A 26,989-nucleotide genomic window follows, 5' to 3' on the forward strand; every position below is an offset into this window, starting at 1 on the left:
ACATTTCGATGGCGCTGACGACAACGATGTCGCGACGGCTGTTTGCCGCGCTCCTGGTGATTGGCATCGCGACGCCGGCCCTTGGCCAGGTTCAGCGCCGCGCCTATGAGCCGTCAGCCACTGCGATGACCAGCAGCATTCGCGCCGAAAGCGGCATGGTGGTGGCGCAGGAGAAGCTCGCCGCGCGGGTCGGCGCCGACATCCTGCGGCAGGGCGGCAATGCGGTCGACGCCGCGGTCGCCACCGGCTTTGCGATGGCGGTCACCTATCCGCGCGCCGGCAATATCGGCGGCGGCGGTTTCATGGTGATCCATCTTGCCGCACGCAATGAGGATGTCGCGATCGACTATCGCGAGACTGCCCCGCAGGCCGCAACCCGCGACATGTTCCTCAATGCCGAAGGCAAGCCCGATCCCGACAAGTCGCGCAACTCCGCGCTCGCGATCGGCGCGCCCGGCACGGTCGCGGGCCTCGCGCTGGCGCTGGAGAAATACGGCTCCGGCAAGTTCACGCTGGCGCAGATCCTCAAGCCCGCGATCGATCTGGCGCGCGACGGCTTCGTCGTCACCGACGATACGTCGGACACTCTGGGCGACATGTATCGCCGCATGTCGCGCTGGCCCAATTCAGCCAAGACCTTCTCGCATGCCGACGGCACGCCGCTGCACGAGGGCGACCGCCTGATCCAGGGCGATCTCGCCGGCGTGCTGACGGCAATCGCCGAGCAGGGGCCGCGCGGCTTCTACGAGGGCGCGGTCGCGGAGAAGCTCGTCAGCGGGATCAAGAATGCCGGCGGCATCTTCACGCTCGAAGATCTGAAATCCTACCAGCCGGTGATCCGCACACCGATCCGCGGCAGCTATCGCGGCTACGACATCGTCTCGATGCCGCAGCCTTCCTCCGGCGGCGTCGTGCTGCTCGAGATCCTCAACATCCTCGAGGGCTTTCAGATGTCGGACATGAAGCAGGGCTCGGCTGCCTCGCTGCATGTGATGATCGAGGCGATGAAGCGGGCCTACGCCGATCGCGCCCGCTATCTCGGCGATCCCGCCTTCGTCGACGCGCCGACGCAATTGCTGGTCGACAAGGACTATGCTGCGAAACAGCGCGCGACCATCGACCTTGCCCGCGCCACGCCGTGGGCCGATGTGCGCAACGCGAAGCAGCCGCATGAGGGCGACAACACCACGCATTATTCTGTCGTCGATGCCAGCGGCAACGCCGTCAGCAACACTTATACGCTCAACTTCCCCTATGGCGTCGGCCTCCTCGCTGACGGCACCGGCGTGCTGCTCAACAACGAGCTCGACGATTTCACCGCGGCGCCCGGCGCCTCCAACGCGTTCGGCCTGGTCGGCTTCGAGGCCAATCTGCCGGGCCCCGGCAAGCGCCCGCTGTCGTCGATGTCGCCGACCATCGTGCTGAGGGACGGCAAGCCGGTGCTGGTGACGGGCTCGCCCGGCGGCAGCCGCATTATCTCCGCGGTGACGCAGATCATCGTCGATGTCATCGACTACAAGATGGACATCGCGGCCGCGGTCGCAGCACCCCGCATGCACCATCAATGGCTGCCCGACGAGGTCCGGATCGAACGCGGCTTTCCGGACCAAGTGCTCGCCGATCTGCGCGCTAGAGGGCATAAGCTCGTCGAGCCGCTTGGCTACTCCTCCGCGAACTCGATCGTGGTCACGACCAATGGTCTGCTCGGCGCGCCCGATCCGCGCACGCGGGGCTCGGAGGCCGCGGGGTACTAAAGAAGGGGCAAACGCGGCTTTGCCCATCTGTGACATCGCGATAGATTGGCGGTCCGCGCAATTCCGGCCGCGGATCGCAAAGAGCCGGTGAACGATTTCTCCGGGGAACGCGCATGAGCACGGCCGAATCAAAACCGATCGAAGTTGCAGAGATCGAGGACACCAGCCTCCTCGCCTTCTATCGCGATATGAACCTGCAGGAGCGGCGCACGTTCTGGGCCTGCGCGTCGGGCTGGACGCTCGACGGCATGGATTTCATGATCTATCCGCTGGTCATCGGAACCATCATCACGCTGTGGAAGGTCGATGCCGGTACCGCCGGGCTCGCGGGCACCGTGACGCTGCTGGCCTCCGCGGTCGGCGGCTGGCTCGGCGGCTACCTCTCCGACCGCATCGGCCGGGTGAAGACGCTGCAACTCACCATCATCTGGTTCTCGTTCTTCTCGCTGGTCTGCGCCGTGGTGCAGAATTTCGATCAGCTGCTGATCGCCCGCGCGCTGCTCGGCCTCGGCTTCGGCGGCGAATGGGCGGCCGGCGCGGTGCTGATCGGCGAGGCGATCCGGCCGCAATATCGCGGACGCGCGGTCGGTTCGGTGCAGTCGGGCTGGGCGATCGGCTGGGGCCTCGCGGTGCTGGCGCAGGCGGTGCTGTTCTCGATCCTGCCTGCGGAGAACGCCTGGCGCTGGATGTTCGTGATCGGCGCGCTGCCGGCGCTGCTGGTGTTCTATCTGCGCCGCTATGTCACCGAGCCCGAGATCTCGGCCGCGACCATGGCGCAGGCGCAGGCCTCCGGCAACGGACCCGCCGCATTGTGGGAGATCTTCCACGGACCGATCCTGAAGACCACGCTGCTGGCCTCGCTGGTCGGCACCGGCATGCAGGGCGGCTATTACGCCATCACCTTCTGGGTGCCGCGCTTCCTCACCACCGAGCGCAAGCTCTCCGTGGTCGGCTCGACCGGCTATCTCGCGACGCTGATCATCGGCTCCTTTATCGGCTATCTGGTCGGCGCCTGGCTCGCCGACCGGATCGGCCGGCGCAATCTGTTCCTGATCTTCTCGATCGGCGCCATCGCGGTGGTGCTGCTCTACACCCAGCTGCCGCTGTCGAACGAGGTGCTGTGGGTGCTGGGCTTCCCACTCGGCTTCTTTGCCTCGGGCTATTTCTCCGGCATGGGCGCGTTCCTGACCGAGCTGTATCCCACCCGGCTGCGCGGCTCGGGCCAGGGTTTCTGCTACAATTTCGGCCGCGGCGTCGGCGCGCTGTTTCCGTTCCTGGTCGGCGCGCTCTCGACCACGACCACGCTCGCCAACGCGATCGCGATCTTCGCGGTGGCGGCCTATAGCGTGTTCTTCATCGCCGCCTACGCGCTGCCGGAAACGCGCGGGCGCGTGCTGCATGCGGATGGGTAGGATTGTTGCAGTGGCGCGACGGCTGCGACGCTTGCTCTGTAGTCCCCTCCCCCCTTGCGGGGGAGGGCTAGGGAGAGGGGTGGCCGCGAAGGCGGTGTGTGCGGCTTACCCCTCTCCCCAACTCTCCCCCGCAAGGGGGGAGGGAGCCCTGATAGTGTGCGTCCCTAACTGGAGGCCATTCTCATGACGTCGCTCAAAGGCAAGACGCTGTTCATCTCGGGCGCGAGCCGCGGCATCGGGCTCGCGATCGCGCTGCGCGCCGCGCGTGACGGCGCCAATGTCGCGATCGCGGCCAAGACCGCCGAGCCGCATCCGAAGCTGAAGGGCACGATCTACACCGCCGCCGACGAGGTTCGCGCCGCCGGCGGCAAGGCGCTGCCTGTGATCTGTGACATCAGGGACGAGGCGCAGGTGATGGCGGCCATCGAGCAGACCGTCGCCGAGTTCGGCGGCATCGACGTCTGCGTCAACAATGCCAGCGCGATCAGCCTGACCAATTCGCAGGCGACCGACATGAAGCGCTACGATCTGATGATGGGGATCAACACCCGCGGCACCTTCATGGTGTCGAAATACTGCATCCCGCATCTGAAGAAGGCGGAGAATCCGCACATCCTGATGCTGTCGCCGCCGCTCGACATGAAGACGAAATGGTTCGAGCACTCGACCGCCTACACGATGGCGAAGTTCGGCATGAGCATGTGCGTGCTGGGGCTCGCCGGCGAACTGAAACCGGCCGGCATCGCCGTCAACGCGCTGTGGCCGCGCACCACGATCGCGACCGCCGCGGTCGGCAACCTGCTCGGCGGCGACGCCATGATGCGCGCGAGCCGCACGCCCGAGATCATGGGCGATGCGGCCTATGCGATCGTCACGCGGCCGTCGCGCGAATTCACCGGGCATTTCTGCATCGACGACAAGGTGCTCTATGCCAACGGCGTGCGCGACTTCGAGCGCTACCGCGTCGATCCCTCGGTGCCGCTGATGCCGGATTTCTTCGTGCCCGACGACGATGTGCCGCCGCCCGGCGTCACCGTGCAGCCGCTGCCCGCGCGCTAGGCTAGACTGCAGAGGCGTTCAGCTGCGCGCGCCAGTGCGCCGCCCGCTCCTTGAGCAACGTGTCGCGCACGTAAGCGAGCTCCTCGTCCTCGATCCGCTCCAGCGTTTCGAGCGAGAGATTGTCCGCACCATGCGCCGCCCAGGCGCGCTGCAGCCCGGCATTGCGATGGCTGCCCATCCGCAGCGTGAACCAGATGCGGTTCTGGATCTTGTCGAGATCGAGCGCCTGCCCGACCCAGACCTCACCGGTCGTGCGGCAGCGGATCGCGAACACGCCGGCGATGCTTGCGCGCTTCTTGTAATCGGCGATGGCCAGCTTGCGGTGCTCGGTCTTCATGGCGGCTCCTGTCGGCTGGGCACGCCATTTAATACCCGGGTATTATTGACAAGGCAATATTACCCGGGGTAAAAGAAGGCACAGTCGACAACCGAGCCCACCGCGATGATTACGAACTTACCGGCCGACCTCGTACGGCCCGCCCTTCTCCAGCGCCCGCGCATAGGCCGGGCGGGCGTGAATGCGCTCAAGGAAAGCGACGCAGCGGGGATGGCCGTCCTCGAGCCCGCCGCGTGCGGCGGCCGCCTCGAGCGGAAAGCTCATCTGGATGTCGGCGCCAGAGAATTCGCTGCCGGCAAACCACTCGCTCTTGCCGAGCTCACCTTCCCAATAGGCCATGTGCTGCTTGAGCTGCGGATTGACCAGCGCAGACAGCGCCTGGTTCGACACCTTGCGCACCAGCGGCCGCAGCAGCGCCGGCGCGCGCTTCGGCATCAGCGTGAACAGGAGCTTCAGGAGCAGCGGCGTCATCGCCGATCCCTCGGCATAGTGCAGCCAATAGGTGTAGCGCAGCCGCTCCGGCGTATCGGCCTGCGGGATCAGGCGGCCGTTGCCATAGGTGCCGATGATGTATTCGAGGATCGCGCCGGATTCCGCGATGGTGTTGCCATTGTCGGTGACGACGGGCGACTTGCCGAGCGGATGGATCGCGCGCAGCTCCTTCGGCGCCCGCATGTCGGGCTGCCGCTGGTAGCGCACGATCTCGTAAGGAACGCCCAATTCCTCGAGCAGCCACAGCACGCGCTGCGAGCGGGAATTGTTGAGGTGATGAACCGTCAGCATGGGCGTCCTCTGAAATATCTGCGTAATCGGGCGGCGTATGGTGCCAGCCGGGAACAAGGAAAGTCGAGATCCACGCACCACCGCAATGGCCCGGATGTCCCGGGCATTATGTCGCGCAATCCAAGAGGTCTACCATGAATCCTGCCTATGTCGCCTTCGAAGGCGAGCATCGCATCGGGGCCGGCGACCTCCCGGAGGTTGCGCGCGCCGCCAAGCAACTGCTCGACCGGCGCAAGGACGCCGCGATCCTGGTGTTCAACGGCCGCACGTCCGCGCTGGTCGACATCGATTTCCGCGGCTCGGTCGACGACGTGCTGGCGCGGCTGCCAAAGTTCGCGCCGCCGCCCGGCGACGAGCCGGCGGCGCCGGCCGCGCCGCGCGGGCCGGGACGTCCGAAGCTCGGCGTTGTCGCGCGCGAGATCACGCTGCTGCCGCGGCACTGGGACTGGCTTGCGCAGCAGAAGGGCGGCGCCTCGGTTGCGATCCGCAAGCTGATCGACGAGGCGCGGCGCACCAGCGGCGACAAGGACCGCACGCGCAGCGCGCAGGATGCCGCCTATCGCTTCATGACCACGATGGCCGGCAACCGGCCAAACTACGAGGAGGCGATCCGAGCGCTGTTCGCGCACGACCGGCGGCGCTTCGCGACGCTGATCGCGGACTGGCCGGCCGATATCCGCGATCACGCGATCGCGCTCGCCTATAGCGATCAATCGGACTAGCGCGCGATGCCGTATTTCAACGAGCAGCCGCGAACGACAGCGGTGTGTGCTGCCTGACCTACTCACCAGGCCGCATAAGCTCGGTACCATTTTTGGAAATTGAACGTGTCCAAGCCTACCTCTCTACCCAAATCCTTCCTGTCGTTCCTCGCGCCGATGCTGCTGAGCAACGTGCTGCAATCGCTGTTCGGCACCGTCAATGGCATCTATGTCGGCCAGATGATCGGGGTCGACGCGCTCGCCGCGGCGTCGGTGTTCTTCCCGGTGATGTTCTTCTTCATCTCCTTCGTGATCGGGCTGAGCGCGGGCGCGTCCGTCATGATCGGCCAGGCCTGGGGCGCCGGCGAGCCCGACCGTGTCAAAGCGGTCGCCGGCACAACCATGGCCGTGACGCTGCTGCTCGCGCTGACGATCGCAATCCTCGGCGGCCTGTTCACCCGGCCGCTCTTGATCGCACTCGCCACACCTCCGGATGTCCTCGACGCCGCCGTGTCCTATGCGCGGATCATGATGATCAGCATGCCGATCACCTTTGCATTCCTGCTGCTGACGGCGATGATGCGCGCCGTCGGCGACACCCTAACGCCGTTGGTTGCACTGTCGGTCTCGACCGTCACCGGCCTCGTGGTGACGCCGGCGCTGATCCGCGGCTGGCTCGGCCTGCCGATGCTCGGCGTCGCGAGCGCCGCCGTCGCCTCCACCGTTTCCGGCGTGGTGACGCTGCTGTGGCTGCATGTCCATATGCTGCGGACGAGGCATGCGCTCGCCTTCGACGCCGCCTTCTTGCGGGCGATGCGGCCGAACGGCGCGCTGCTGCGCATCGTGCTGCGGCTCGGCATTCCGACCGCGATCGGCATGGTGGTGGTCTCGCTCGCCGAACTGGTGCTGCTCGGCCTCGTCAACGGTTTCGGCTCGGACGCCACCGCGGCCTATGGCGCCGTCAACCAGGTGATCGGCTATGTGCAGTTTCCGGCGATCTCGATCGCGATATCGGTGTCGATCTTCGGCGCGCAGGCGATCGGCCGCGGCGATTCCGGCCGGGTCGGCGCCATCGTCAGGACCGGCATCGAGATGAATCTGGCGCTGACCGGCGGGCTGGTCGTGCTCGGCTATCTCTTCGCGCGGCCGCTAATGGGCTTCTTCATCGTCGACCCGGCCGTGCTCGCGCTCGCGCAGCAGCTTCTGTACATCGTGCTGTGGAGCATGGTGCTGTTCGGCCTGGCAACCGTGTTCTCGGGCGCGATGCGTGCCGGCGGCACGGTGTGGATGCCGCTGTTCATCTCGATCCTGGCGATCACGCTGGTCGAGGTGCCGGTCGCGGTCCTGCTCAGTCGCGCCATCGGCATCAGCGGCATCTGGATCGCCTATCCCGTCACCTTCGCAACCATGTTCCTGCTGCAGATGGCCTATTACGCTCTGGTATGGCGCAAGCAGACCATCACGCGTCTGATTTGACATCACGCGCCGCGGCTCACATGATGGTTATCATATTCTACGAATGGCGCCTGCGACGGCAGGCCCATGCTACAATGAGCCTAAACTAGACGAGCCCAAACTAGAACAGCCGAGGGAGTGACCGCCGTGAGCCCAAATCCGCAATTCCTGTTCGATTTCGGCAGCCCCAACGCTTTCCTCAGCCATGAGGCGATCCCGGCGATCGAAAAGCGCACCGGGGTCAAATTCGAATACGTCCCCGTCCTGCTCGGCGGCATCTTCAAGGCCACCAACAACAAGTCGCCGGCCGAGACGCTGGCCGGCGTCAAGAACAAGCCCGAATTCATGAAGATCGAGACCGAGCGCTTCCTCAAGCGCTTCAACGTCAAGCCCTATACCTGGAACCCGTTCTTCCCCGTCAACACGCTGCACCTGATGCGCGCCGCGGTCGCGGCCCAGTTCGAGGACGTGTTCGAGAAATATATCGAGGCCGCCTTCCACCACATGTGGGTCGAGCCGAAGAAGATGGACGATCCTGAGGTCGCCGGCAAAGCCATCGCCTCCTCCGGCCTCGATGCCGCAAAACTGTTCGCCCGCGCGCAGGACGCCGACGTCAAGGGCAAGCTGATCGAGTACACCCAGTCGGCGGTGGAGCGCGGCGCGTTCGGCTCGCCGACCTTCTTCGTCGGCAAGGAGATCTTCTTCGGCAAGGAGCAGCTGCGCGAAGTCGAGGAAATGGTGTCGGGAAAGTGAGATGAGCTGACGGCAAATAGCGAGTAGCGAATAGGCGGTTCAGGCCCCTATCTATTTCGCCACTCCCCGTTCGCTATTCGCCCCTTGCCTGGGCAACTACAAAGAAGGAAAAATTCCCATGCGCGTTCTCGTGGTCGGCGCCGGTGCGATCGGCGGTTATTTCGGCGGCCGGATGCTTCAGGCCGGCCGCGACGTCACTTTCCTGGTGCGGCCCCGCCGCGCCGCCGAGCTCGCCTCGGCCGGGCTCGTGATCAAGAGCCCGAATGGCGACGTCACACTGAAAAATCCGCCGACCGTGCAGGCCGACAAGCTGTCGGACAAGTTCGACGTCGTGCTCTTGAGCTGCAAGGCATTCGATCTCGAGGATGCGATCAAGTCGTTTGCGCCCGCGGTCGGCGACAAGACTGCGATCATTCCGCTGCTCAACGGCATGCTGCATCTCGATGCGCTGGACAAGAAGTTCGGCGCCCAGCACGTACTCGGCGGTCTGTGCGCGATCGCGGCGACGCTGAACGAGAAGCGCGAGGTGGTGCAGCTGCAGCCGATGCAGTCGCTCGGTTTCGGCGAACGCGCCGGCGGCCTTTCCGACCGGGTGCGCGCGATCGCGGAGACCTTCTCCGCCGTCAACGGCGCTGCCGCCAGCGAGCATGTGATGCAGGACATGTGGGAGAAGTGGGTGTTCCTGGCGTCGCTCGCCGCCTCCACCAGCCTGATGCGGACCTCGGTCGGCAACATCCTGGCCGCACCCGGCGGCAAGGATTTCCTGCTCGGCATCCTCGACGAATGCAGCGCGATCGCCGCCGACGCCGGCCATATGCCTGATGGCCCGTTCTTCCAGCGCACCCGCGGGCTGCTCACCTCCGAGGGCTCGCCGATGACTGCATCGATGTTCCGCGACATCAAGGCGGGGCTGCCGGTCGAAGCCGACCACGTGGTCGGCGACCTGATCGTGCGCGCGGATGCGGCCAAGATTCCGGTGCCGAAGCTGCGCACGGCGTATACGCATCTCAAGGCGTATGAGAAGCAGCGGGGGTAGCTGAGCAACCGGCGACTTAGGTAACACTTCAACCCGACGACATGGGTAACACAATTCTCGTTTCGTTCAGGTCTGTTGTTGTTGAGGCTGTGGACCCTGAGGGCAACGCGGAGCGTTGTCCTCAAGTCCACAGCCTTTTGTCGTTCGTTTGGGCTTGCGAAGCTGGTCCCCACGATGAGCGATCGTGCCGAGCTCGATCGGGCCATAGCTGACGATCCAACCGTCCTGATCCTCGGCCAGGCCGACGGGTTCGCCGATCAGCGCTTCGCTGATGTAGATCGTGTTGCCGAGCCACTTGATCTCTCCGTTGTGCCGGACCGAGCGGACGTCCTGGTCATCGTATTCCGGCTTGCGCAAGACACCGTCGAAGCGGCGTGAGGAGGCCTGGTAACGGTCGGCTGGCGTAGCGTTATCGAGCGACTGGTGCGGACGCTCCTCATTGTAGAGATGCTGGAAGTTGCGGAGGCGCTTGAGCTGCTCGCGCATGGTGGGAGCCGGCGGATTGGCGGTGTCCTGCAACAGCGTCAGATGCATCCGCTCATGGCGGCCATTCTGCTGAGGTTTGCCCGGCGCAATGCGCTCCGGCGTCACGCCGGCCTTGATCAGGTTGACCGACAGCCGCGACAACCCACCGGCACCACGCGAGGCAAACGGCGAGCCGTTATCCGAACGCATGTAGTGCGGCAACCCAAACTCGCGGAACGCCGCATCGAGCACCGGCCAGACATGATCCGTGTCGGTGCGCGCCAGAGCCTGGCAGCGCAGCAGATAGCGGCTGTACGCGTCGGTGATCGTCAGCGGCTCGCATCGCTTGCCGTCGCCGGTCAGGAACCAGCCCTTGAAGTCGATGCACCACACATCATTGGCCGCCGCGCACGTCGCAAACGGCATGTTCGAGGGCGGCCCGCGCCGGCGCAGCTTGCGCTTCACCGTCAGTCCTTCGCGGTCGAACAGTTCCCCGATCGTGCTCGCCGCAGGCCATGCCGTCCGCGGTGACTTCCGTTCAAGAAAGGCGCGCACCTTGATCGGCCCCCAGGTCGGATGCGCCCGACGCACCTCAAGGCAACGCTCGGCGATCCCCTCGGCTATGCTCTGCGGATGATGCAGCCGAGCCCGCGACCGGTTGAACAGCCCACCGGCGCCTTCCTGCTCAAAACGCGTAAGCCATTTGTACCCCACACGGCGGCTCACCCCGAACCGCCGGCACACCGCCGCAAATGATTCCTCGTGCTTCTCCACCGCCACCACAAATCGCATCCGTTCTTCCACTGCACAGGTCTCCGTCCATCCCATCGGCAAGGCCCTCCTCGCCGATCAGTTGACCTGTTACCCATGTCGCCGGTCTATTCTGTTACCCATGTAGCCGGTTAGGACCTAGCCTCCACCCTCCCCTGGAGGGGGAGGGTCGGCTCACGTGCAGCGAAGCGAAATGTGAGACGGGGTGGGGTGATCTCTCAACACGGGCACTGTTCGAGTGGAGAGACTGTCACCCCACCTCGTCGCTCATTGCATTCGCGCCGATTCTCCCCCTCCAGGGGAGGATAAGAAGCGCCGCGCTCCCTCACAAATGCGCCAGATAATGCGCGAGCGCGGTGATCTCCTCGTCGCTCAGCGGATACGCCACATCGGCCATCGCCGCCTGCGCGCCGCCGGAGCGCTGGCCGGATTTGTAGTCGTGCAGCGCCTTGACGAGATATTCCTCGCGTTGGCCGGCGATGCGGGCCACCGCCTTGGTGCCGGCGAAGCCGTCGCCATGGCATGAGGCGCAGCGGCGGCCGGCGGCGGCCTGCTTGCCCTTCTCCGACAGATCCGGATTGTCGTCCTTGCCGCCCTTGAACGGCGTCAGCGACGCGAAATAGGCGCCGAGATTGCGGATGTCCTCGTTGTTGAGTTGCTCGACAATCGGCTGCATCTGCTCGTTCTTGCGGGCGCCGGCGCGGAAGAACACCAGCTGCCACTGGATGTACTGGTCGAGCTGGCCGGCGAGCGAGGGAATGTTCTCCATCTGCGAGATGCCGTTGTCGCCGTGGCAGCCGGCGCAGAGTTCGGCCTTCGCCTTGCCGGCGGCATTGTCAGCGGCATGAGCAAACGGGGTCAGCGTGATCGCCGACGCAAACAGCATTCCGAGGGACACAACGCGCATGGCCAGTTTCTCCGCATGTCATTGCCGGGCTCGCGCCGGCAATCCATCTGGCTTGAAGAGGGTTTCTTGGTTTGGATGGATGCCCGGATCAAGTCCGGGCACGACGAGTCCGTTCCGTTGCAGGAATGCCGAACCACGTAAACGGGGCTGCAGCGGCCAGTTCGGCGCCGCAGCCCCGCAAAGGTTCGTTACTTCTTGCTGTAGCTGATGCGATAGATCGCTCCGGCCCAGTCGTCGGCGACCAGGATGGAGCCATCCTTGTCGAGCAGGATGTCGGCGGGGCGGCCGAGATAGCCCTGGTCACCCTCGATCCAGCCGGAGGCGAAGACCTCCTGCTTGGCATTCTTGCCGTCGGGGCTCGCGGTGATCTTCACGATGCGGCCGCCCTGGTACTTGTGCCGGTTCCAGGAGCCATGCTCGGCGATCAGGATGCTGTTCTTGTACTCGGCCGGGAATTGGCTGCCGGTATAGAACTTCATGCCGAGCGGAGCCACGTGCGCGCCGAGCTTGTACACCGGCGGGGTGAACTCCGAGCACTTGTGACCCATCGCGAACTTGGTGTCCGGCAGGTCGCCCTGGTGACAATAGGGATAGCCGAAATGCTCGCCGATCTTCGAGATCATGTTGAGCTTGTCGCTCGGCAGATCGTCGCTGATCCAGTCGCGGGCGTTTTCGGTGAACCAGTACTTGCCGGTACGCGGATCGACGTCGCCGCCGACCGAGTTGCGCACGCCGAGCGCATAGATCTCGGCATTGCCGGTCTTGGGATCGACGCGGCGGATCTGCGACACCGAGGTCGGCGGGATGCCGATGTTGAAGGGCGGTCCGAACGGGATGTAGAACCAGCCATCCTTGTCGACGGCGATGTACTTCCAGCCATGCGCCGCATAGGACGGCATGTCGTCATACACCACCTTGCCACTGCCGAGATTGTCGAGATTGGCTTCGGCATTGTCGTATTTGATCAGCTTGTCGACCGCGATCACGTACAACGCACCGTCCTTGAAGGCGAGGCCAGTCGGCATGTTGAGGCCCTTGAGGATGGTCTTGACCTCTTTCTTGCCGTTGTTGTCCTTGATCGCGTAGACGTTGCCGAGGCCGAACGAGCCGACGAACAGCGTGCCCTTGTCGCCCCAAGCCATCTGCCGCGCCGCGAGCACGTTCGAGGCATAGACCTCGATCTTGAAGCCCGGCGGCAGCTTGATCTTCTTCATCATCGCCGCGAGTTCGGCGTCGGACGCACCGGTCGGCGGACCGGACGGCGGGGCAAGGCCCTTCTGCGCCTCGGTCTCGTCGCCCAGGAACCAGTCATCCGGCGGATGGGTCCAGAATTCCTTGTTGCCGGATTCGTACTTCTTCAGCGCCCGGTTCTTGTCCGTTTGTTGCTGCGCATTGGCGAAGGTGGTCCCCGCCAGCACCGCAATCGCCGCGAACGCAAGTATTGATCGATTGAAAGCTGATTTCATCGAGTCACTCCCCTATGCAAGCCGTTGCAGCTTGCCTGTTATTGATTTTGAACGCCCTGAGAGATGATGGTGGCGGTCTGTGAGGTAGGCCAGACGGCAAAATGGTAGCACATCCATCGACGCTGAAAAGCGCATGCAGCGGTGTGCGCTGCGTCAAAACAAGTTGAGACGATATTTGAGACGAAATTTTCCTGCGTGGACTGCCCGAGAACAAGGCATTCTGCACCGCGGCGTAATATTCGAACGAAGCTAACGCTCGTTATCGCTGCCGGAGCACGATCCGGAAAAGTGTGCAGCGGTTTTCCTTCGCGACAAACGCGAAGCGTCGACGCGGAGAATCATGCTCAAGGAAGCAGCTGAAGCGCGACGCGAGTTAGCGCGACGAGAGGCGCGCAAGGCCGAGCGCTTGCGCCTTGGCCTTCGACAGCGGCCTGAACAGCACGCTGCGCCGCTGCCCGCTCGAGATCGCCGCGATCTTGAAGCCGTCGTCGGCGGCGACGATGTCGCCGGTCCGAAGCGTCATGTCGTCCTCGATCGCGATCGGCGACAGGCCGGTGGAGGCGCCGGCGCTGCACGAGCATTGCGGCACCATCTCGCGCTGGAATCGGAATGCATTGGCGAGCGCCTTGTAGGTCTCGCCCTCTTCGGTTCTGGCGCTGTCGATATCGGAGCCGGAATACAGCCTCACCTCGGCCGCGGGACAGGCGGCCTCGCATGCCTTGATATCCGCCGCCTCGCTCACGCGCGGCATCGGGAAGAAGCGGCCGTCACAGGTCCTGACGCAGAAATTTTGCCGCCCGCCAGAGTGCGACCGCGTCGTGACGTAGACCCGAGCCCGCGGCCGTTGCGTGGGCTCGAAGCCAGGCGCCGGCTCGAAGCCGGGCATCGGAAAAACGCTGGGCGCGGGGGTGTATGCCGAGTCGCTCGGCAATTGCTGCGCTGAAACCGGCGGACATGCCCAGGCGCAGACGAGCACGACCAGCGCTGCAGGCCATGCGCGAGCCGTGCGGCGATTCAACCCGGGATCTGGCGTCCAGTTGATCGACATCATTCACGTGCTTGCCGCGTCGAAAGGCTGGCGGCAGCCATTTCAACGCCGACACAACCACAGATTTTTTTCAGTTTTGAGAATGCGCCGTTTGACGGTTAACAGAGCCGGAAACGGCCACCGCAGAGCGCGGCATCCTGACCTCGGGGCACCGTCCGAAACGCAAAACCGGCTGGCCAGCAAAAAAGCCCGCTCCAACGGGCGGGCCTTCATCGGACTGTCAGCTCGGTCGGCGAGAGATTTTGGAGCGGGCGAAGGGGCTCGAACCCTCGACCCCGACCTTGGCAAGGTCGTGCTCTACCACTGAGCTACACCCGCATCCGAACTGGCGGCGATCGCTCGCCGACAACGGCAGACCTATGCCAAAAGCCGTCTGTGAATGCAACACAAGAGCGTGGTCCGCACCTCACGAAATCGAGCGGTTTCCTTAAAAATCGACCTCGAATCGGCCGAAATCGGCCGTCCCGTCGATTTCTTTTTAGCTTTCCGCCGAAACCGGCCTCAAAGCCATCTCATCCCGGAGCGATTCGAGCCAGGTCTCGAACCAGCCGGCCAGCGTCTGCGCCAGTTCGACGCGGCGGTCGGCATCGCAATCGAACACCGCCCACCATTCGATAAAGGCCCGGTCACCGTCGACCACCGGGGTGACCCGCAGGGTGGCACTGAAATCCGTCACCGGCAGGGTCGGGGTGTCGGCGAATTCGTAGGTCTGGGAACGGTCCACGTCGGACTGCGCGAGCAGCCGCTGCCGGATCCGGCGCTCCCGGTACACGACATTGCGCACGGCACCGACGGTGTCTCCGGACTTGCCGTCCTCGATCTCGCTCCTCCCCGCGCCCTGGACCCAGACCGGGTAATTGTTGAAATCGCGGATGATTTTCCAGACCTCGCCGGCCGGCTGCTCGAACACGGTGCTGTAATAGGCCTTTGCCATCGGCGATCCCCACTGCATCAAGGATTGCCATCATCGGCCGCCTCGCCGCACAAACCACCCGATCTCCGATGGAACTGATGCGGCCGCAAGCGATTGAATTTTGCTTGGGTGACCGCCATTTAGGCTGACAGAACGGCTGAACCTGCCGTACGGAGCGTGCTAGAACGCCCCCGGATTTCCGACCTCAGAAGCAGGCGAGGACAACGTGACGATAATGGAGCAGGGCGGCCCCACGCCCGAGGCAGCGCCCGATCTGATCAAGGAGACGACGACCCAGACCTTCGTCAAGGACGTCATCGAGGAATCGCGCCGCCAGCCGGTCATGATCGACTTCTGGGCGCCCTGGTGCGGCCCGTGCCGCCAGCTCACGCCGATGCTGGAAAAGGCGGTCCGCAACGCCAAGGGCCGGGTCAAGCTGGTCAAGATGAACATCGACGAGCATCCGCAGATTCCCGGCCAGATGGGCATCCAGTCGATCCCGGCCGTGATCGCCTTCGTCAACGGCCAGCCCGCCGATGGCTTCATGGGCGCGGTGCCGGAGAGCCAGCTCAACGCCTTCATCGAGAAGATCACCAAGGGCGTGCCCGCCGCCGGCGAGCCCAATCTCGCCGAGATCCTGGCCGAGGCCGACGCCGTGCTTGCCGAGGGCGACGCCGCCCAGGCCGCGCAGATCTATGCCGAGGTGCTGGCGCATGACGCCACCAACATCGCGGCGCTGGCCGGCCTCGCCAAGTGCTACGTCACGTCGGGTGCGATCGAGCAGGCCAAGCAGACGCTGGCGATGGTTCCGGAATCGAAGCGCAACGACGCCGCGGTCAAGGCGGTGCAGGCGGCGATCGATCTCGCCGAGCAGGCGCAATCGGTCGGTCCGATCGCCGAGCTGGAACAGAAAGTCGCCGCAAACCCGCTCGATCATCAGGCCCGGTTCGATCTCGCCACCGCGCTCAATGCGATGGGCAAGCGCACCGATGCGACCGAGCAGCTGCTCGCGATCGTCAAGCGTGACCGCAAGTGGAACGACGACGGCGCGCGCAAGCAGCTGGTGCAGTTCTTCGAGGCGTGGGGCGGCACCGATGAGGCAACCGTCGAGGGGCGCAGGCGGCTGTCGACGATCCTGTTCTCGTAAAGCACGCCCGTCACAGCAGCGGGACCGCAGATGCCGATCAATGCCGAATATCGCGGGCCGGGCGAGCTCCCCGAGGTCATCCCGGTGTTCCCGCTGCCGGGTGCACTGCTGCTGCCGCGGGGCCAGATGCCGCTCAACATCTTCGAGCCGCGCTATCTCGCGATGATCGACGACGCGCTGCGCGACGGTCATCGCCTGATCGGCATGATCCAGCCCGACGTCGCGCATTCGCAGAAGGAGGCGAAGCCGGTGCTGTTCCGGATCGGCTGCGTCGGCCGCATCACCCAGCTCGCCGAATCCGGCGACGGCCGCTACATCCTCGAACTGACCGGCGTCGCGCGCTTCAAGGTGGTCGAGGAGTTGAACGTGCAGACGCCGTACCGGCAGTGCAAGGTCGACTTCTTCTCCTTCACCGGCGACTTCACCGCGCGCAAGGGCGAGGACGCCGTCGACCGCAAGGCGCTGCTCGAAGTGCTCGCCGATTTCCTGGAAGCCAACAATCTGAAGGTCGACTGGGAAGGCATCGAATCAGCGCCAAACGAGGCGCTGGTCAATGCGCTGGCGATGATGTCGCCCTATGGTCCGGCCGAGAAGCAGGCGATGCTCGAGGCGCCAGACCTGAAGACCCGCGCCGAGATCCTGATCGCGGTCACCGAGATGGACCTCGCCAAGAAGCGCACCTCGGGCGATCCGCCGGTGCAGTAAACTTCGGCGCTCCAATGGTCAGCGATTGCGCAGCTGCTTGCGCCCGGTGAACATCGCGCGCACCAAATTCTGACGCTGCAGCAATCCCACCACGATGACGCCGAGCACGTGCAGCCCCACCAGGATGATGACCGCATCCGAGGCGTAGACGTGGGTGTCCTCCACCCACCAGACGCCGAAGAAGGTCACAGTGACCTCCATTGCGCCGGTGATCGCAGAGACCGCGAGCAGGAGCAGCAAGGCCACCAGCATCACGGTGCCCGCGGGATTGAGCCCGATATAGCGCCCGGTGATGCCGCGGCGCAGATTCCAGATATAGCTGGGCGCGGCGCGCAGCCGGACGCCTAGCCTGCCGAAACGCGCGTAGCGCGTACCGGCAAAGCCCCAGATCAGCCGGAACGCCAGCAGGGCGATCACGGCATAGCCCGCCAGCCGATGCAGCCCGTTATAAACGTTGGGCGTCAGCCAGGCGACCAAAACGAGGATGGCGAGCGCCCAGTGCCAGAGCCGCAGCGGCAGGTCCCAGACCTGCACGGTGGTCGCGCCGCGGGCGCCGGGCGCCGCCTTCGTCATCGCGCCTGCTTCACTTGGCGATTCAGTTCGCGATTCACTTGGCGATCGTGTGCTTCAGGCTGAGATCTTCCGGGCTGTAGAACAGCTCGTAGAGCTTGCCTTCCTTGACGCCGTACACTTCGTAGCAGGAGCCCTCGACCTTCGACCGGCGCACCTCGTAGCCGGCGGCCTTGGCCTTGGCTTCGGCATCGCTTGCCGGCTTCCACGACGCCTTGTCGAGCTTGGTGCAAGTCTTGTAGCCGTCGGCGAACGCCGCCGATCCAAAAAGCCCCAAAACGCACGCTGCAAGTACAGCGCTCAAAATCACTCTCACGCGCATCTCCCCTCCGTTGACGATCATGCCCACAACGCGATCGCGCCGGGCACATGCGTGAACAATGCCGGGGGGATTGCCAAGTCAAGGAAGCGCGGTAACGGCAGGCTTTAGAGGAATTCTAACGGTCGTGAAAACCCGTTTGCGCTCCGTGCGCAATTTGGTTTTCGCCGCCTGCTGCGGCCTTACGCCTCATGCGTTCGATCTGCTGAGCGCGGACCGCCGGTCAGGACGCGGCACCCGCCATCGCGAGACGAACCGCAGGGCGTTCGGCCACGGCCGCGGTCCGGTCACCGATCATCCGCGCGGCCCTCTCGCCGTTGACCGGCGGGCTGAAATGGAAGCCCTGCACCTCCACGCAGGCGTCGGCGCGGAGGATGTCGAGCTGCTCCCTGGTCTCGACACCTTCGGCCGTCGTCGTCTTGCCGAGACTGACCGCGAAGCGAACGATCGCGCGCGCGATCCGGCGCGACTCGTCGCTTGCGCCCGACAGTTCGGACACGAAGCTGCGGTCGATCTTGACCTTGTCGAACGGAAACCTCTGCAAAAAGCTCAACGACGAATAGCCGGTGCCGAAATCGTCGAGCGCGATCCGTACCCCGAGATCATGCAGCTGGCTGAGCGCCGCGAACACCGCTTCGCTGTCCTGGATGATAGCCGTCTCGGTGACTTCGAGCTCGAGCCTGTCAGGAGAAATTCCCGAGCCCGCCAGCGCGTGCACGATCACCGGGACCAGCTCGGAGCTCCTGAACTGCACCGGCGACAGGTTGATCGCGATCTTGAGATCGTCGGGCCATTTGGCGGCTTCCGCACAGGCGGTGCGCAGCACCCACTCCCCGAGCGGCACGATCAGGCCGGTCTCTTCCGCCAGCGGGATGAACTGCGCCGGCGACACCATGCCGTGCTGCGGATGATGCCACCGCAACAGCGCCTCGAAGCCGCAGGTCTCGCCGCTCGCGACATGGATGAACGGCTGATAATGCAGCTCGAACTCGCCATTGGCGAGCGCGCTGCGCATGTCGCGCTCGAGGCCGCGCCGGGCCTGCAGCAGCCGGTCGAGCTCGGGCTCGAAGAAACGGAACGAGCCGCGCCCGCCGCTCTTGGCCGAGTAGAGCGCAAGGTCGGCGCTGCGCAGCACTTCGTCCGAATCGGTGCCGTCGCGCGGCGCGATCGCGATGCCGATGCTGGTCGTGGTGGTTACCCGATGATGGCCGAGATCGATCGGCTCGCTGAGCGCCTTCCTGATCCTTTCCGCGAGCACGCCCGCTTCCATGACCGGATCGGTGACGTAATCGATGACAGCGAACTCGTCGCCGCCGAGCCGCGCCACCAGCGTGGTGTCGCTGACGCACCGGCGCAGCCGCGCGGCCACCGACTGCAAGAGCGCATCGCCTGCCGGATGCCCGAGCGTATCGTTGACGTCCTTGAAGCGATCGAGATCGAGCATCAGCACCGCAAGGCTCGGTCCGCCGCGCCTCGCGCCGGAGAGCGCCTGCTCCATCCACTCCTTGAGCAGCACCCGATTCGGCAGATCGGTCAGCGCGTCGTGTTGCGCCATATAGGTGATCTTGGCCTCGGAGCGCCGCTGCTCGGTGACGTCGCGATGCGTCGCCACCCAGCCACCGCCGGGCATCGGCTGCCGCGTCACGCAGATCAAGCGGCCATCGGCAAGCTCGTCGACCCGGCTGCTGGTCTCGTCGGCCGGCAGCGCATTCAATGTCGCCAGCACCTGCGTCGCAGCGCTGTCGCTGGTCTCGCCCTTGAGAATGCCGTTGGCGATCCGATGCGTGATGATCTCGCGATGGGCAGTGCCGGGCAGCAGCAATTCGGGCGGCAGCCGGTACATCTTGGCGTAGCGCTCGTTGCAGACGACGAGGCGCTTCTCCGCATCGAACATGCAGAGGCCTTCACCCATGTGATTGATCGCCGTGTCCAGCCGGAACCTCTGCTCCTCGAGCGCCTTCTGCGACGCCTCGACCTGCTGCCGCGCCAGCGAAAGCTGGCTGATGATTTCCTCGAAGCGGCGGGTGCGCAGCGCCAGCCTGCGATCCGCAAGTACGCCGACGAAGCTCATTCCGAGCACCGAGAGCGCCACACCCGCGATCACGATGGCGAGGAAGGCGGGAGAGAGCGAAAGCGCCTCCGGGGTCTGCAACGGGTCCGGCACGATCGCGGCGGCGCCCATCGCGGTGAAATGGTGCGACACGATCGCAAGTGTCAGCAACAGCGCCGCGACCAGCGACATCCAACGGTCCTGATGGCGGACCGCGATCGAGAGCGCGGCGTAGCCGAACAACATGCCGAGGAGGATGGAAGCCGCCACGAGATCGAGCGACCACACCACGTGGCCCGGCACTTCCAGCGCCCACATCCCGAGATAGTGCATGCTCGCGATGCCGGCTCCGATCACCGCGCCCCCGACCGGCGCGCGCCATGGGCTGGGGTCGCTGGCAGCAAGGCCGAGGCCGCAGGATGTCAGCATCATCGCCACGGCGAGCGACAGCGCGGTGAGGACGATGCCATAGCCGGTCGGCACGCCGGGCTCATAGGCGAGCATCGCGATGAAATGCGTTGCCCAGATCCCGTAGCCGATCGCGGCTCCCGCGATCGCGATCCAGATCAGCCGCGTCCGCGCTTGCGACGCGATCGCGCGATGGAAAATATTGACGGCAACGATACTGGCAACGAAGCAGACCAGTCCGGCGAGCAGAACGAGTCGCCAGTCATGCTCACCTGAAAGGCACGTCAAAACACGAAACATGCGTCGGCCCATGGTTGTCCGTGCGGACAGGCTAGGCCGATTGAATTGTCTTCTCGATAATTTTCCGCAACTTTTGGTAGCATGGTTATCCGCGCGTAAGCCGATTCCGCACGGAAATTGATGACCCTATAAATTCCACACGATGTGGCAATCCGGGCAGCTCAGGTTGCGAGCGGAACGAGCACGGTTTCACCGGTCGCAACCAGCGACGTCTCACCCTGCTCGCTCTCCGCAAACAATTCGGCGCGCGCGAATACCTGTCTGCGCCCGGCACGCAACGTGGTGCCTTTGGCGATGAAGCGGCGGCCCACCGCGGGCTTCAGGCAATTCATCGAGAAATGCGATGCGGTGACTCCGCCGACGATCGACGCCGCGGCAAAGCCGCAGGCGGTGTCGAGCAGGGCTGCAATCATGCCGGCATGCAGGTGTCCCGCATACTGGGTGAGATCGTCGCGCCATTGCATGCGCAGCTCCACCTCGCCGGCACCCGCGGAGACGACCTCGAAGCCGGCAAGCCGGTTGAAAGCCGCCGACGCATTGGTCGCGACAAGTTGTTCGAGATCGAATCCCGGGCCGGTGGTCATGCAGAACTCCATTGCGGCGGCCGTCGCTCGAGCGTAGCCCTGACGGCCTCGATGTGATTGGGCGTGCCGAGCAGCAGCGCCTGCTCGGCCGTCTCGGCCGCGAGCCCGGTCGCCGCATCGCGGTCGGCGGCAAGATTGAGCAGCCGCTTGGCGGCGCGGATCGCATCCGGGTTGCGGTCCGCGATCGCGCGCGCCGTCTCCAGCGCCGCGGCGCGCGGGTCTTCGACGATCCGGGTGGCGAAGCCGTAGCTGAGCGCCTCGTCGGCAGAGAACACGCACGCGGTATAGGTCAGTTCGCGAACCACGTCCTCGCGTGCGAGATGGCGCATCAGCAGCGTGCCGGCCATGTCGGGCACCAGCCCCCATTTGGCTTCGATGATCGCAAGGCGCGTGGCGGGCGCGAGATATCTGACGTCGGCACCGAGCATCAACTGAAAGCCGCCGCCGAAGGCGATGCCGTGGACAGCGGCAATAACCGGCACCGGCAGTTCGCGCCACAGCCACACCAGGTGCTGCGCAAAGTTGGCGATGCCGTGCGTCCGCTGGCCGAGATCGGCAAAGGGCAGGATGGATTCGCCTTCCGTCGTTGCGACCAGACGCTCCATGTCGAGGCCGGCGCAGAACGCCTGGCCTTCGCCCGACAGCACCACGGCGCGGATCTTTGGGTTGTCCGCGAGCTGCGCGCCCACGTCGGCGATCGCGGTAAACATCGCCGGATCGAGCGCGTTGAGCTTGTGCGGGCGGTTCAGCCTGACGTCGGCGACGCCGTTGGCGATGCTCAGCGTGACGCGATCATTGGTCATGGCCACTCCGCTAGTAGCCGGCGGCCGCGAGCGCCACGACGGCGCTCATCGCCATCCAGCCGAAATGACGGAAGCGGGTCGCCAGCGCATTAGCGAGCGCAGCGAAGCCGAACACGACGGCGAGCGTCAGCACGATCCAGTGGCGCGCGGCATCCGAATCCATCGCAGGCGCGGCGACCAGCAGCACGCCGCCGCCGATCCAGGCGACGGTGCCGGCCTGATAAACCAAGCGAAGCAGGAAGCGCAGCCGCGGCGGCTCGACGGTGGCGCGGGCGAATATTTTTGTCTCGCCGAGCACGCCATGGATCAGGCTGACCAGGATGGCGATGAGTCCGGCGCCTTGCAGCAGAAGATCGCGCATCGCGATGTCTCCATACAGTAGTGTATGGATATGATACCGGCGGCTGGCGCCTGTCAATACACTTGTGTATGGTGGGCGGCGCGGATGGGGAACATGACGGAACAGCTTTCGGCCAAGGACTGGCTCGACCAGGGCCTGAAGACGCTGGCGCGGCGCGGCTTCACGTCGCTGAAGGCCGAGCCGCTGGCCAAGGCGATGGGCGTCTCGCGCGGCAGCTTCTACTGGCATTTCGCCGATATCGGCGCCTACCGCGCCGCGATCCTCAGCCATTGGCGCGAGGTCGCGGCCGAGCAGGTGATCGCAGAGCTCGAGACCATTCCGGAAGGCGGCGAGGCGCTGGCGCTGCTGCTGCGCCGCGCCTTCTCGGCGCGGCTGGCGCTGGAGCGCGCGGTCCGCAGCTGGGCCACCGCTGACGCCGCGGCGCGCGCCGCCGTGCTCGAGGTCGACCGGCGCCGGATCGGCTACATCGAGACCTTGCTCCGGCAGGCCGGATTCCCCGACGACGTGGCGCGCGGCCGCGCGCAGATCTTCTATTGGGCGTTCATCGGCTACGCGCTGTCCGAGCAGGCGCTGCCGAAGGCGCATCAGCAGGCCGCGATCGACCAACTGCTGCGGATCGCCAGGCGCTGACAGCGCGCCTCGGAATATGCTAGATGATGGCCAGCCGGAGACCGCAATGAATTCGACGACCGATCATCTCGAAAGCACCGCCGACCCAAAACTGCTCGAAATCCTGGTGTGCCCGATCACCAAGGGACCGCTGGAATTCGACGCCGCGCGGCAGGAGCTGATCTCGCGCTCCGCAAAACTCGCCTATCCGATCCGCGACGGCATCCCGATCATGCTGCCGGAAGAGGCGCGCAAGATCGATTGATCTGAAGCGCGTAGCCCGGATGAAGCGTAGCGTAATCCCGGACAGATCATCCGCGGCGGCACTTCCCCGGATTTCGCTTCGCTCCATCCGGGCTACGAAGCTTGAATCCTTATAGCGCCTCGCCCTTCAATAGCCGCGGCACCTCGCCTGACAGCCCCGCCGCCTGGCGGATGAACATCTCCTTCAGCGGCGGCGCGCGATCGACGAGGCCGAGGCCGATGTCGCGCACGGTGCGCAGCAGCGTCGATTCGTTGGAGAACAGGAAGTTCAGCGAGTTGGTGGCAACGCCCATCGCCATCGTGTCGAAGCGCCGCCAGCGCTGATAGCGCTCGAGCACGTCGGCCTGTCCGAGATCCATGCCGAGCCGAGCCGCATCGACCACGACCTCGGCAAGGGCGGCAACATCCTTCAGGCCCATGTTGAGCCCCTGCCCGGCGATCGGATGGATCACATGCGCGGCGTCGCCGATCAATGCGAGGCGTTCGGCGATGAACGAGCGCGCGACGAAATAGCCGAGCGGGAATGCGCGGGGCTTGTCGAGCGGCTTGATCTCGCCGAGATGCAGGCCGAAGCGCTGCTCGAGCTCGGCGTGGAATTCCTCTTCGTTCAGCGCGACGATGCGCGCGGCGTCCTTGCGCGTCTCGGTCCACACCAGCGACGAGCGGTTGCCGGTCAGCGGCAGGATCGCGAACGGACCTGCGGGCAGGAAATGCTCCTCGGCGCGGCCGTGATGCTCGCGCTCGTGCCCGACCGTGACCACGATGCCGGATTGATCATAGTCCCAGCCATGGGTCGCAATGCCGGCGCGCTCGCGCAGCTTCGAGCGCGCGCCGTCGGCGGCGACCAGGAGGCTCGCATCGATATCGGTGCCGTCGGCCAGCTTGACACTGACGCCGTCGGGCCGCGAGGCGAAGCTCGACACCGCGGTGGCGCGCAGCTCTACGCCCTCGGCCTCGGCACGCGCCGCCAGCGCATCGATCAGATAGCGGTTCTCGACCATATGGGCGAACGGCTCGCCGGGCTCGACATTGCCGGCGAAGGTCAGAAACACCGGACGCGTGGCATCCTCCAGCTTGGAGTCGGTCACGACCATATCCGTGATCGGCTGCGCGGTCGGCGCCACCTGCCCCCAGACGCCGAGGGTCTCGAACAGCCGCCGGCAGGCCGCCACGATCGCGGTCGCGCGCGGATCGCGGCTCGGGCGCTGGCTCAGCGCCGGATCGGCCACGATCACCGGAATGTCGGGCCCAAGCCCCTGACGCAACGCCACGGCCAACGCCAGCCCTGCAAACGCGCCCCCGCAGATGACAATGCTTCGCTGTGCCGGCATGCCTTTCCCTTACGCCTTACGCTCTCAGACTGTGCTTGCTACCTGATAATAGCTGGGCGAAACAGGGGATAGAAACAAATCCGATCGTCATTCCGGGGCTCGCGCAGCGAGAACCCGGACTCTCGAGATTCCGGGTTCGATGCTGTCGCATCGCCCCGGAATGACGGTTTAACCAACCGAAAGCTCCCGATGTCCAAGAGCCTGATCGATCTGCTGTCCATCCTCGATCTCGAGCAGCTCGAGGTGAATTTGTTCCGCGGCAACAGCCCGAAGACGAGCTGGCAGCGGGTGTTCGGCGGCCAGGTGATCGGCCAGGCGATGGTCGCGGCCTGCCGCACCGTCGAGGGCCGCCTGCCGCATTCGATCCATTGCTATTTCATCCTGCCCGGTGATCCGCAGATCCCGATCATCTACCAGGTCGAGCGGTTGCGCGACGGCAAGAGCTACACCACCCGCCGCGTCACCGCGATCCAGCACGGCAACGCGATCTTCTCGATCATGGTTTCGTTCCATTCCGATGAAGAGACCAACTTCAATCATCAGGAGAAGATGCCCGACGTGCCGCCGCCGGAGAAGCTGACCGCGGAGGAAGTCTCGAAGCAGCCGATGTTCAAGGAGATGCCCGAGTTCATCCGCCGCTACTACGAGAGCGACCGGCCGATCGAGCTGCGCCCGGTCGAGCTCGGCCGCTATTTCGGGCAGAAGATCGACGACGGCCGCATCCATGTCTGGATCCGCACCGCGGCCAAGCTGCCGGACGATCCGGCGCTGCATCTGTGCGCGCTCGCCTATGCGTCGGATTTCTCGCTGCTCGACGCGGTGATGGCGCGCTACGGCCGCACGCTGTTCGACCGGCGCATGATGCCGGCAAGCCTCGATCACGCGATGTGGTTTCACCGCCCGTTCCGCGCCGACGAATGGCTGCTCTATGCGCAGGATTCGCCGAGCGCGCAGTCCGGCCGCGGCCTGACCCGCGGCCTGATCTTCAAGCCCGACGGCACGCTGGTCGCGTCCGTCGCGCAAGAGGGATCGGTGCGCGAGCGCAAATAGCGTCTCAGCTACCGGCGTAGGCACCCCGCTCGGTCAGCGCGAACTGCGAGACGAACCAGTTGCCGTACCAGCGCAGCACCCACGGAATCGGGATCAGGAAGGCGCAGCCGATCGAGAACACGATGGTTCGCCACAGCACCTCGAGCCCGGAGGCGTTGAAGGTGACCTCGCGGCGCGTGCCGTCGACGTTGCGGCAGATCCAGCGCATCCATGCCGTCAGCACCCAGGCCCATCCGATGATGGTGATCGCCGAGATCACCATTGCCACATACCAGCCGATATAGGCGAGCGGGCTGCCCTTGAAGGAGATCGGCAGGTCCTGGCCGCTCGAGCTGAGACTGCCGAGGATCCAGCGAACGATCATCCAGCTCAGGAAGCCCTGCAACAGCAGCGAGAGCAGCGTCACGATGTTGCTGTTGGCGACGCCGGCATAGGTCAGAAGACCGAGCACGATGAAGACGTACCAGATGTCGAGCGGCTGCCCGGTGAAGGCCAGATGCGGCCGGCCCGGCACGCGGATGTAGGGAATCGCAAAGCGGTACAGGGCGGTCGCGGTCCACGGCGCCGGGACGACGAAGATCTGGCCGATGAACATCAGGAGGCTGCGCCCGAACAGGCCCCAGATCGGGAAATCAGCCGACAGCACTCCGCCGCTATAGCTTGCCGATGCCGCCACGGGCGGCGGTCCGCCGGCCTGCTGAAATGCCGGCGGTGCGCCCGCCGCGCTGGGGATGAGGCCCGGAATCTCCGCGGCCTTCTGCCAGCCGGCCATGCCTTCGGTCCATACCAGGGTATCGGCGCCCACCGTGCCCCGGGTGATCAGGTCGCGGAGCTGGGCTTCAGGCAGGGGACCCCTTTGCTGGCCTTCGGATGCATAAAACCAGTTTCGGTTCGACATTTCTGTTTCCTCAGGGCGCGGGCACGCAATAGCGAAACGGGCCAGCGGGACCGCCGGCCAGGGCGGGATGGCAACATTGTGGCCGAGCGTTTCCATTCCGTACAGTGACAGAGCTCACGCGCTGCGCATGTTTTCCGCTTCAACCTGCAACTTTTTTATGCCATTTGCCCAGAAAGCTGCCAGATTTGGCGGACGCGAAATGCCGACCGGGATGGCCATTGGCCGCTCCGGGGACGGCAAGGAGCCGCGCCGGGGATGGCAAATTGCCGCTGCCGGAGGCGGCACGTGCCGGGCTCGGGGACGGGCGCACACGGAAATCCTCAAGGGAATGAAGGCCTGAACCATGAAACTCGTCGTCGCGATCATCAAACCGTTCAAGCTCGATGAGGTGCGCCAGGCGCTGACTGCGATCGGCGTCCACGGCATGACGGTCACCGAGGTGAAGGGCTATGGCCGCCAGAAGGGCCACACCGAAATCTATCGCGGCGCCGAATATGTCGTGAACTTCCTGCCCAAGCTCAGGATCGAGATCGCGGTCGATTCCGACCTCGCCGACCAGGCGGTCAGCGTCATCACCCAGCATGCCCGCACCGGCCAGATCGGCGACGGCAAGATCTTCGTGACGCCGATCGACCACGCCCTGCGCATCCGCACCGGCGAGACCGACAACGACGCGCTCTGAAGCTTGGAGCATGACCCGGAAAAGGGGAAACCGGTTTTCCCTCGCGAC

27 protein-coding genes, 1 tRNA gene and 1 pseudogene are annotated in these 26,989 nt (G+C 65.1%); 13 read left to right on the forward strand and 16 right to left on the reverse strand.

What is annotated here, in order from left to right:
- The first annotated feature begins 8 nt into the window (after window positions 1–8).
- The 3 genes from ggt to ACVILL_RS12525 all read left to right on the forward strand — a co-directional run bounded on the left by ggt (window position 9) and on the right by ACVILL_RS12525 (window position 4,225).
- Window positions 9–1,754, forward strand: a complete 1,746-nt coding sequence (ggt, locus tag ACVILL_RS12515) for a gamma-glutamyltransferase (RefSeq protein WP_456729317.1) — start codon at window positions 9–11, stop codon at window positions 1,752–1,754.
- A gap of 113 nt (window positions 1,755–1,867) precedes the next feature.
- The gene (locus ACVILL_RS12520; RefSeq protein ID WP_456729318.1) at window positions 1,868–3,166 is read left to right on the forward strand and encodes an MFS transporter; all 1,299 of its coding nucleotides are present in this window, start codon (window positions 1,868–1,870) and stop codon (window positions 3,164–3,166) included.
- Window positions 3,167–3,349: 183 nt separating this feature from the next.
- Window positions 3,350–4,225: an SDR family oxidoreductase gene (locus ACVILL_RS12525; protein WP_456729319.1), complete on the forward strand. Its 876-nt coding sequence runs from the start codon at window positions 3,350–3,352 to the stop codon at window positions 4,223–4,225.
- A gap of 1 nt (window position 4,226) precedes the next feature.
- Here the strand turns inward: ACVILL_RS12525 and ACVILL_RS12530 are convergent, their stop codons facing one another.
- Together ACVILL_RS12530 and ACVILL_RS12535 are read right to left on the reverse strand one after the other, a co-directional pair.
- The gene (locus ACVILL_RS12530; RefSeq protein ID WP_456729320.1) at window positions 4,227–4,562 is read right to left on the reverse strand and encodes a GIY-YIG nuclease family protein; all 336 of its coding nucleotides are present in this window, start codon (window positions 4,560–4,562) and stop codon (window positions 4,227–4,229) included.
- Between the two features lie 117 nt (window positions 4,563–4,679).
- Window positions 4,680–5,345, reverse strand: a complete 666-nt coding sequence (locus ACVILL_RS12535) for a glutathione S-transferase family protein (RefSeq protein WP_456729321.1) — start codon at window positions 5,343–5,345, stop codon at window positions 4,680–4,682.
- 134 nt (window positions 5,346–5,479) lie between these two features.
- On the opposite strand from ACVILL_RS12535, the gene ACVILL_RS12540 reads away from it, so the two are divergent.
- The 4 genes from ACVILL_RS12540 to panE all read left to right on the forward strand — a co-directional run bounded on the left by ACVILL_RS12540 (window position 5,480) and on the right by panE (window position 9,290).
- Window positions 5,480–6,067 carry a DUF2239 family protein gene (locus ACVILL_RS12540; protein ID WP_456729322.1) on the forward strand — a complete coding sequence of 196 codons (588 nt, stop codon included), beginning with the start codon at window positions 5,480–5,482 and terminating at the stop codon, window positions 6,065–6,067.
- A 99-nt stretch (window positions 6,068–6,166) separates the two neighbouring features.
- Window positions 6,167–7,522 carry an MATE family efflux transporter gene (locus tag ACVILL_RS12545; protein ID WP_456729323.1) on the forward strand — a complete coding sequence of 452 codons (1,356 nt, stop codon included), beginning with the start codon at window positions 6,167–6,169 and terminating at the stop codon, window positions 7,520–7,522.
- Window positions 7,523–7,648: 126 nt separating this feature from the next.
- A complete protein-coding gene (locus tag ACVILL_RS12550) occupies window positions 7,649–8,254 on the forward strand; it encodes a DsbA family protein (RefSeq protein ID WP_456729324.1) in 606 nt (201 codons plus the stop codon).
- 118 nt (window positions 8,255–8,372) lie between these two features.
- Window positions 8,373–9,290 carry a 2-dehydropantoate 2-reductase gene (gene panE / locus ACVILL_RS12555; protein WP_456729325.1) on the forward strand — a complete coding sequence of 306 codons (918 nt, stop codon included), beginning with the start codon at window positions 8,373–8,375 and terminating at the stop codon, window positions 9,288–9,290.
- A 180-nt stretch (window positions 9,291–9,470) separates the two neighbouring features.
- Here panE and ACVILL_RS12560 read toward each other — a convergent pair.
- The 6 genes and pseudogenes from ACVILL_RS12560 to ACVILL_RS12585 all read right to left on the reverse strand — a co-directional run.
- Window positions 9,471–10,583, reverse strand: a pseudogene (locus ACVILL_RS12560) (integrase core domain-containing protein); the annotation flags it as partial.
- Window positions 10,584–10,851: 268 nt separating this feature from the next.
- Window positions 10,852–11,433, reverse strand: coding sequence for a c-type cytochrome (locus ACVILL_RS12565; protein WP_456729326.1), 582 nt, complete (start codon window positions 11,431–11,433; stop codon window positions 10,852–10,854).
- A gap of 188 nt (window positions 11,434–11,621) precedes the next feature.
- A complete protein-coding gene (locus tag ACVILL_RS12570) occupies window positions 11,622–12,899 on the reverse strand; it encodes a PQQ-dependent sugar dehydrogenase (protein ID WP_456729327.1) in 1,278 nt (425 codons plus the stop codon).
- 373 nt (window positions 12,900–13,272) lie between these two features.
- A complete protein-coding gene (locus ACVILL_RS12575) occupies window positions 13,273–13,950 on the reverse strand; it encodes a DUF2865 domain-containing protein (RefSeq protein WP_456729328.1) in 678 nt (225 codons plus the stop codon).
- 240 nt (window positions 13,951–14,190) lie between these two features.
- Window positions 14,191–14,265 (reverse strand) — tRNA-Gly (locus tag ACVILL_RS12580).
- 160 nt (window positions 14,266–14,425) lie between these two features.
- Window positions 14,426–14,881 carry an SRPBCC family protein gene (locus ACVILL_RS12585; protein ID WP_456729329.1) on the reverse strand — a complete coding sequence of 152 codons (456 nt, stop codon included), beginning with the start codon at window positions 14,879–14,881 and terminating at the stop codon, window positions 14,426–14,428.
- Between the two features lie 205 nt (window positions 14,882–15,086).
- Here ACVILL_RS12585 and trxA point away from each other — a divergent pair, with 205 nt between their 5' ends.
- Both trxA and ACVILL_RS12595 read left to right on the forward strand, forming a co-directional pair.
- Window positions 15,087–16,007 (forward strand): thioredoxin, encoded by a 921-nt coding sequence (gene trxA / locus ACVILL_RS12590; protein WP_456729330.1) that lies wholly within the window; start codon window positions 15,087–15,089, stop codon window positions 16,005–16,007.
- A 30-nt stretch (window positions 16,008–16,037) separates the two neighbouring features.
- The gene (locus tag ACVILL_RS12595) at window positions 16,038–16,712 is read left to right on the forward strand and encodes an LON peptidase substrate-binding domain-containing protein (RefSeq protein WP_456729331.1); all 675 of its coding nucleotides are present in this window, start codon (window positions 16,038–16,040) and stop codon (window positions 16,710–16,712) included.
- Window positions 16,713–16,730: 18 nt separating this feature from the next.
- Here ACVILL_RS12595 and ACVILL_RS12600 read toward each other — a convergent pair whose 3' ends face one another.
- From ACVILL_RS12600 to ACVILL_RS12625, 6 genes are all read right to left on the reverse strand, one after another.
- On the reverse strand, window positions 16,731–17,285 hold the full coding sequence (locus tag ACVILL_RS12600) for a cytochrome b/b6 domain-containing protein (protein ID WP_456729332.1): 555 nt from the start codon (window positions 17,283–17,285) through the stop codon (window positions 16,731–16,733).
- 34 nt (window positions 17,286–17,319) lie between these two features.
- Window positions 17,320–17,604 (reverse strand): PepSY domain-containing protein, encoded by a 285-nt coding sequence (locus ACVILL_RS12605; RefSeq protein WP_456729333.1) that lies wholly within the window; start codon window positions 17,602–17,604, stop codon window positions 17,320–17,322.
- 220 nt (window positions 17,605–17,824) lie between these two features.
- On the reverse strand, window positions 17,825–20,359 hold the full coding sequence (locus tag ACVILL_RS12610; RefSeq protein ID WP_456729334.1) for a bifunctional diguanylate cyclase/phosphodiesterase: 2,535 nt from the start codon (window positions 20,357–20,359) through the stop codon (window positions 17,825–17,827).
- Between the two features lie 161 nt (window positions 20,360–20,520).
- The gene (locus ACVILL_RS12615; protein WP_456729335.1) at window positions 20,521–20,943 is read right to left on the reverse strand and encodes a PaaI family thioesterase; all 423 of its coding nucleotides are present in this window, start codon (window positions 20,941–20,943) and stop codon (window positions 20,521–20,523) included.
- Entirely contained in the window at window positions 20,940–21,746 is an 807-nt protein-coding gene (locus tag ACVILL_RS12620) for a crotonase/enoyl-CoA hydratase family protein (RefSeq protein WP_456729336.1), read from the reverse strand. Before ACVILL_RS12620 ends, ACVILL_RS12615 begins: the two co-directional genes overlap by 4 nt.
- Window positions 21,747–21,756: 10 nt before the next feature.
- Entirely contained in the window at window positions 21,757–22,107 is a 351-nt protein-coding gene (locus ACVILL_RS12625) for a hypothetical protein (protein ID WP_456729337.1), read from the reverse strand.
- A 93-nt stretch (window positions 22,108–22,200) separates the two neighbouring features.
- Between ACVILL_RS12625 and ACVILL_RS12630 the strand changes: the two genes are divergently transcribed.
- Window positions 22,201–22,737, forward strand: a complete 537-nt coding sequence (locus tag ACVILL_RS12630) for a TetR/AcrR family transcriptional regulator (protein ID WP_456729338.1) — start codon at window positions 22,201–22,203, stop codon at window positions 22,735–22,737.
- A 46-nt stretch (window positions 22,738–22,783) separates the two neighbouring features.
- Window positions 22,784–22,981, forward strand: coding sequence for a Trm112 family protein (locus tag ACVILL_RS12635; protein ID WP_018269337.1), 198 nt, complete (start codon window positions 22,784–22,786; stop codon window positions 22,979–22,981).
- Between the two features lie 109 nt (window positions 22,982–23,090).
- On the opposite strand, the gene ACVILL_RS12640 is transcribed toward ACVILL_RS12635, so the two are convergent.
- Complete coding sequence (locus tag ACVILL_RS12640; RefSeq protein WP_456729339.1) at window positions 23,091–24,311, reverse strand: ubiquinone biosynthesis hydroxylase; 1,221 nt, start codon at window positions 24,309–24,311, stop codon at window positions 23,091–23,093.
- A gap of 189 nt (window positions 24,312–24,500) precedes the next feature.
- Here ACVILL_RS12640 and tesB point away from each other — a divergent pair, with 189 nt between their 5' ends.
- Complete coding sequence (gene tesB / locus ACVILL_RS12645; RefSeq protein WP_456729340.1) at window positions 24,501–25,361, forward strand: acyl-CoA thioesterase II; 861 nt, start codon at window positions 24,501–24,503, stop codon at window positions 25,359–25,361.
- 4 nt (window positions 25,362–25,365) lie between these two features.
- On the opposite strand, the gene ACVILL_RS12650 is transcribed toward tesB, so the two are convergent.
- Complete coding sequence (locus tag ACVILL_RS12650) at window positions 25,366–26,259, reverse strand: DUF4339 domain-containing protein (protein WP_456729341.1); 894 nt, start codon at window positions 26,257–26,259, stop codon at window positions 25,366–25,368.
- A gap of 343 nt (window positions 26,260–26,602) precedes the next feature.
- Between ACVILL_RS12650 and ACVILL_RS12655 the strand changes: the two genes are divergently transcribed.
- Window positions 26,603–26,941, forward strand: coding sequence for a P-II family nitrogen regulator (locus ACVILL_RS12655; RefSeq protein ID WP_456729342.1), 339 nt, complete (start codon window positions 26,603–26,605; stop codon window positions 26,939–26,941).
- The last annotated feature ends 48 nt before the right edge of the window (window positions 26,942–26,989 follow it).

The sequence above is a fragment of the Bradyrhizobium sp. USDA 3364 genome (assembly GCF_054056355.1).

Bases quoted from the DNA above. Each gene is read 5' to 3' on its own strand.
- ACVILL_RS12595 (WP_456729331.1), top strand. From the start codon at position 16,038: ATGCCGATCAATGCCGAATATCGCGGGCCGGGCGAGCTCCCCGAGGTC.
- ACVILL_RS12620 (WP_456729336.1), bottom strand. From the start codon at position 21,746: ATGACCAATGATCGCGTCACGCTGAGCATCGCCAACGGCGTCGCCGAC.
- ACVILL_RS12525 (WP_456729319.1), top strand. From the start codon at position 3,350: ATGACGTCGCTCAAAGGCAAGACGCTGTTCATCTCGGGCGCGAGCCGC.
- ACVILL_RS12565 (WP_456729326.1), bottom strand. From the start codon at position 11,433: ATGCGCGTTGTGTCCCTCGGAATGCTGTTTGCGTCGGCGATCACGCTG.
- tesB (WP_456729340.1), top strand. From the start codon at position 24,501: ATGTCCAAGAGCCTGATCGATCTGCTGTCCATCCTCGATCTCGAGCAG.
- ACVILL_RS12520 (WP_456729318.1), top strand. From the start codon at position 1,868: ATGAGCACGGCCGAATCAAAACCGATCGAAGTTGCAGAGATCGAGGAC.
- ACVILL_RS12585 (WP_456729329.1), bottom strand. From the start codon at position 14,881: ATGGCAAAGGCCTATTACAGCACCGTGTTCGAGCAGCCGGCCGGCGAG.
- ACVILL_RS12570 (WP_456729327.1), bottom strand. From the start codon at position 12,899: ATGAAATCAGCTTTCAATCGATCAATACTTGCGTTCGCGGCGATTGCG.
- ACVILL_RS12650 (WP_456729341.1), bottom strand. From the start codon at position 26,259: ATGTCGAACCGAAACTGGTTTTATGCATCCGAAGGCCAGCAAAGGGGT.
- ACVILL_RS12625 (WP_456729337.1), bottom strand. From the start codon at position 22,107: ATGCGCGATCTTCTGCTGCAAGGCGCCGGACTCATCGCCATCCTGGTC.
- ACVILL_RS12600 (WP_456729332.1), bottom strand. From the start codon at position 17,285: ATGACGAAGGCGGCGCCCGGCGCCCGCGGCGCGACCACCGTGCAGGTC.
- ACVILL_RS12535 (WP_456729321.1), bottom strand. From the start codon at position 5,345: ATGCTGACGGTTCATCACCTCAACAATTCCCGCTCGCAGCGCGTGCTG.
- ACVILL_RS12615 (WP_456729335.1), bottom strand. From the start codon at position 20,943: ATGACCACCGGCCCGGGATTCGATCTCGAACAACTTGTCGCGACCAAT.
- ACVILL_RS12575 (WP_456729328.1), bottom strand. From the start codon at position 13,950: ATGATGTCGATCAACTGGACGCCAGATCCCGGGTTGAATCGCCGCACG.
- ACVILL_RS12610 (WP_456729334.1), bottom strand. From the start codon at position 20,359: ATGTTTCGTGTTTTGACGTGCCTTTCAGGTGAGCATGACTGGCGACTC.
- ggt (WP_456729317.1), top strand. From the start codon at position 9: ATGGCGCTGACGACAACGATGTCGCGACGGCTGTTTGCCGCGCTCCTG.
- ACVILL_RS12540 (WP_456729322.1), top strand. From the start codon at position 5,480: ATGAATCCTGCCTATGTCGCCTTCGAAGGCGAGCATCGCATCGGGGCC.
- ACVILL_RS12605 (WP_456729333.1), bottom strand. From the start codon at position 17,604: ATGCGCGTGAGAGTGATTTTGAGCGCTGTACTTGCAGCGTGCGTTTTG.
- ACVILL_RS12630 (WP_456729338.1), top strand. From the start codon at position 22,201: ATGACGGAACAGCTTTCGGCCAAGGACTGGCTCGACCAGGGCCTGAAG.
- ACVILL_RS12635 (WP_018269337.1), top strand. From the start codon at position 22,784: ATGAATTCGACGACCGATCATCTCGAAAGCACCGCCGACCCAAAACTG.
- ACVILL_RS12640 (WP_456729339.1), bottom strand. From the start codon at position 24,311: ATGCCGGCACAGCGAAGCATTGTCATCTGCGGGGGCGCGTTTGCAGGG.
- ACVILL_RS12655 (WP_456729342.1), top strand. From the start codon at position 26,603: ATGAAACTCGTCGTCGCGATCATCAAACCGTTCAAGCTCGATGAGGTG.
- panE (WP_456729325.1), top strand. From the start codon at position 8,373: ATGCGCGTTCTCGTGGTCGGCGCCGGTGCGATCGGCGGTTATTTCGGC.
- ACVILL_RS12530 (WP_456729320.1), bottom strand. From the start codon at position 4,562: ATGAAGACCGAGCACCGCAAGCTGGCCATCGCCGATTACAAGAAGCGC.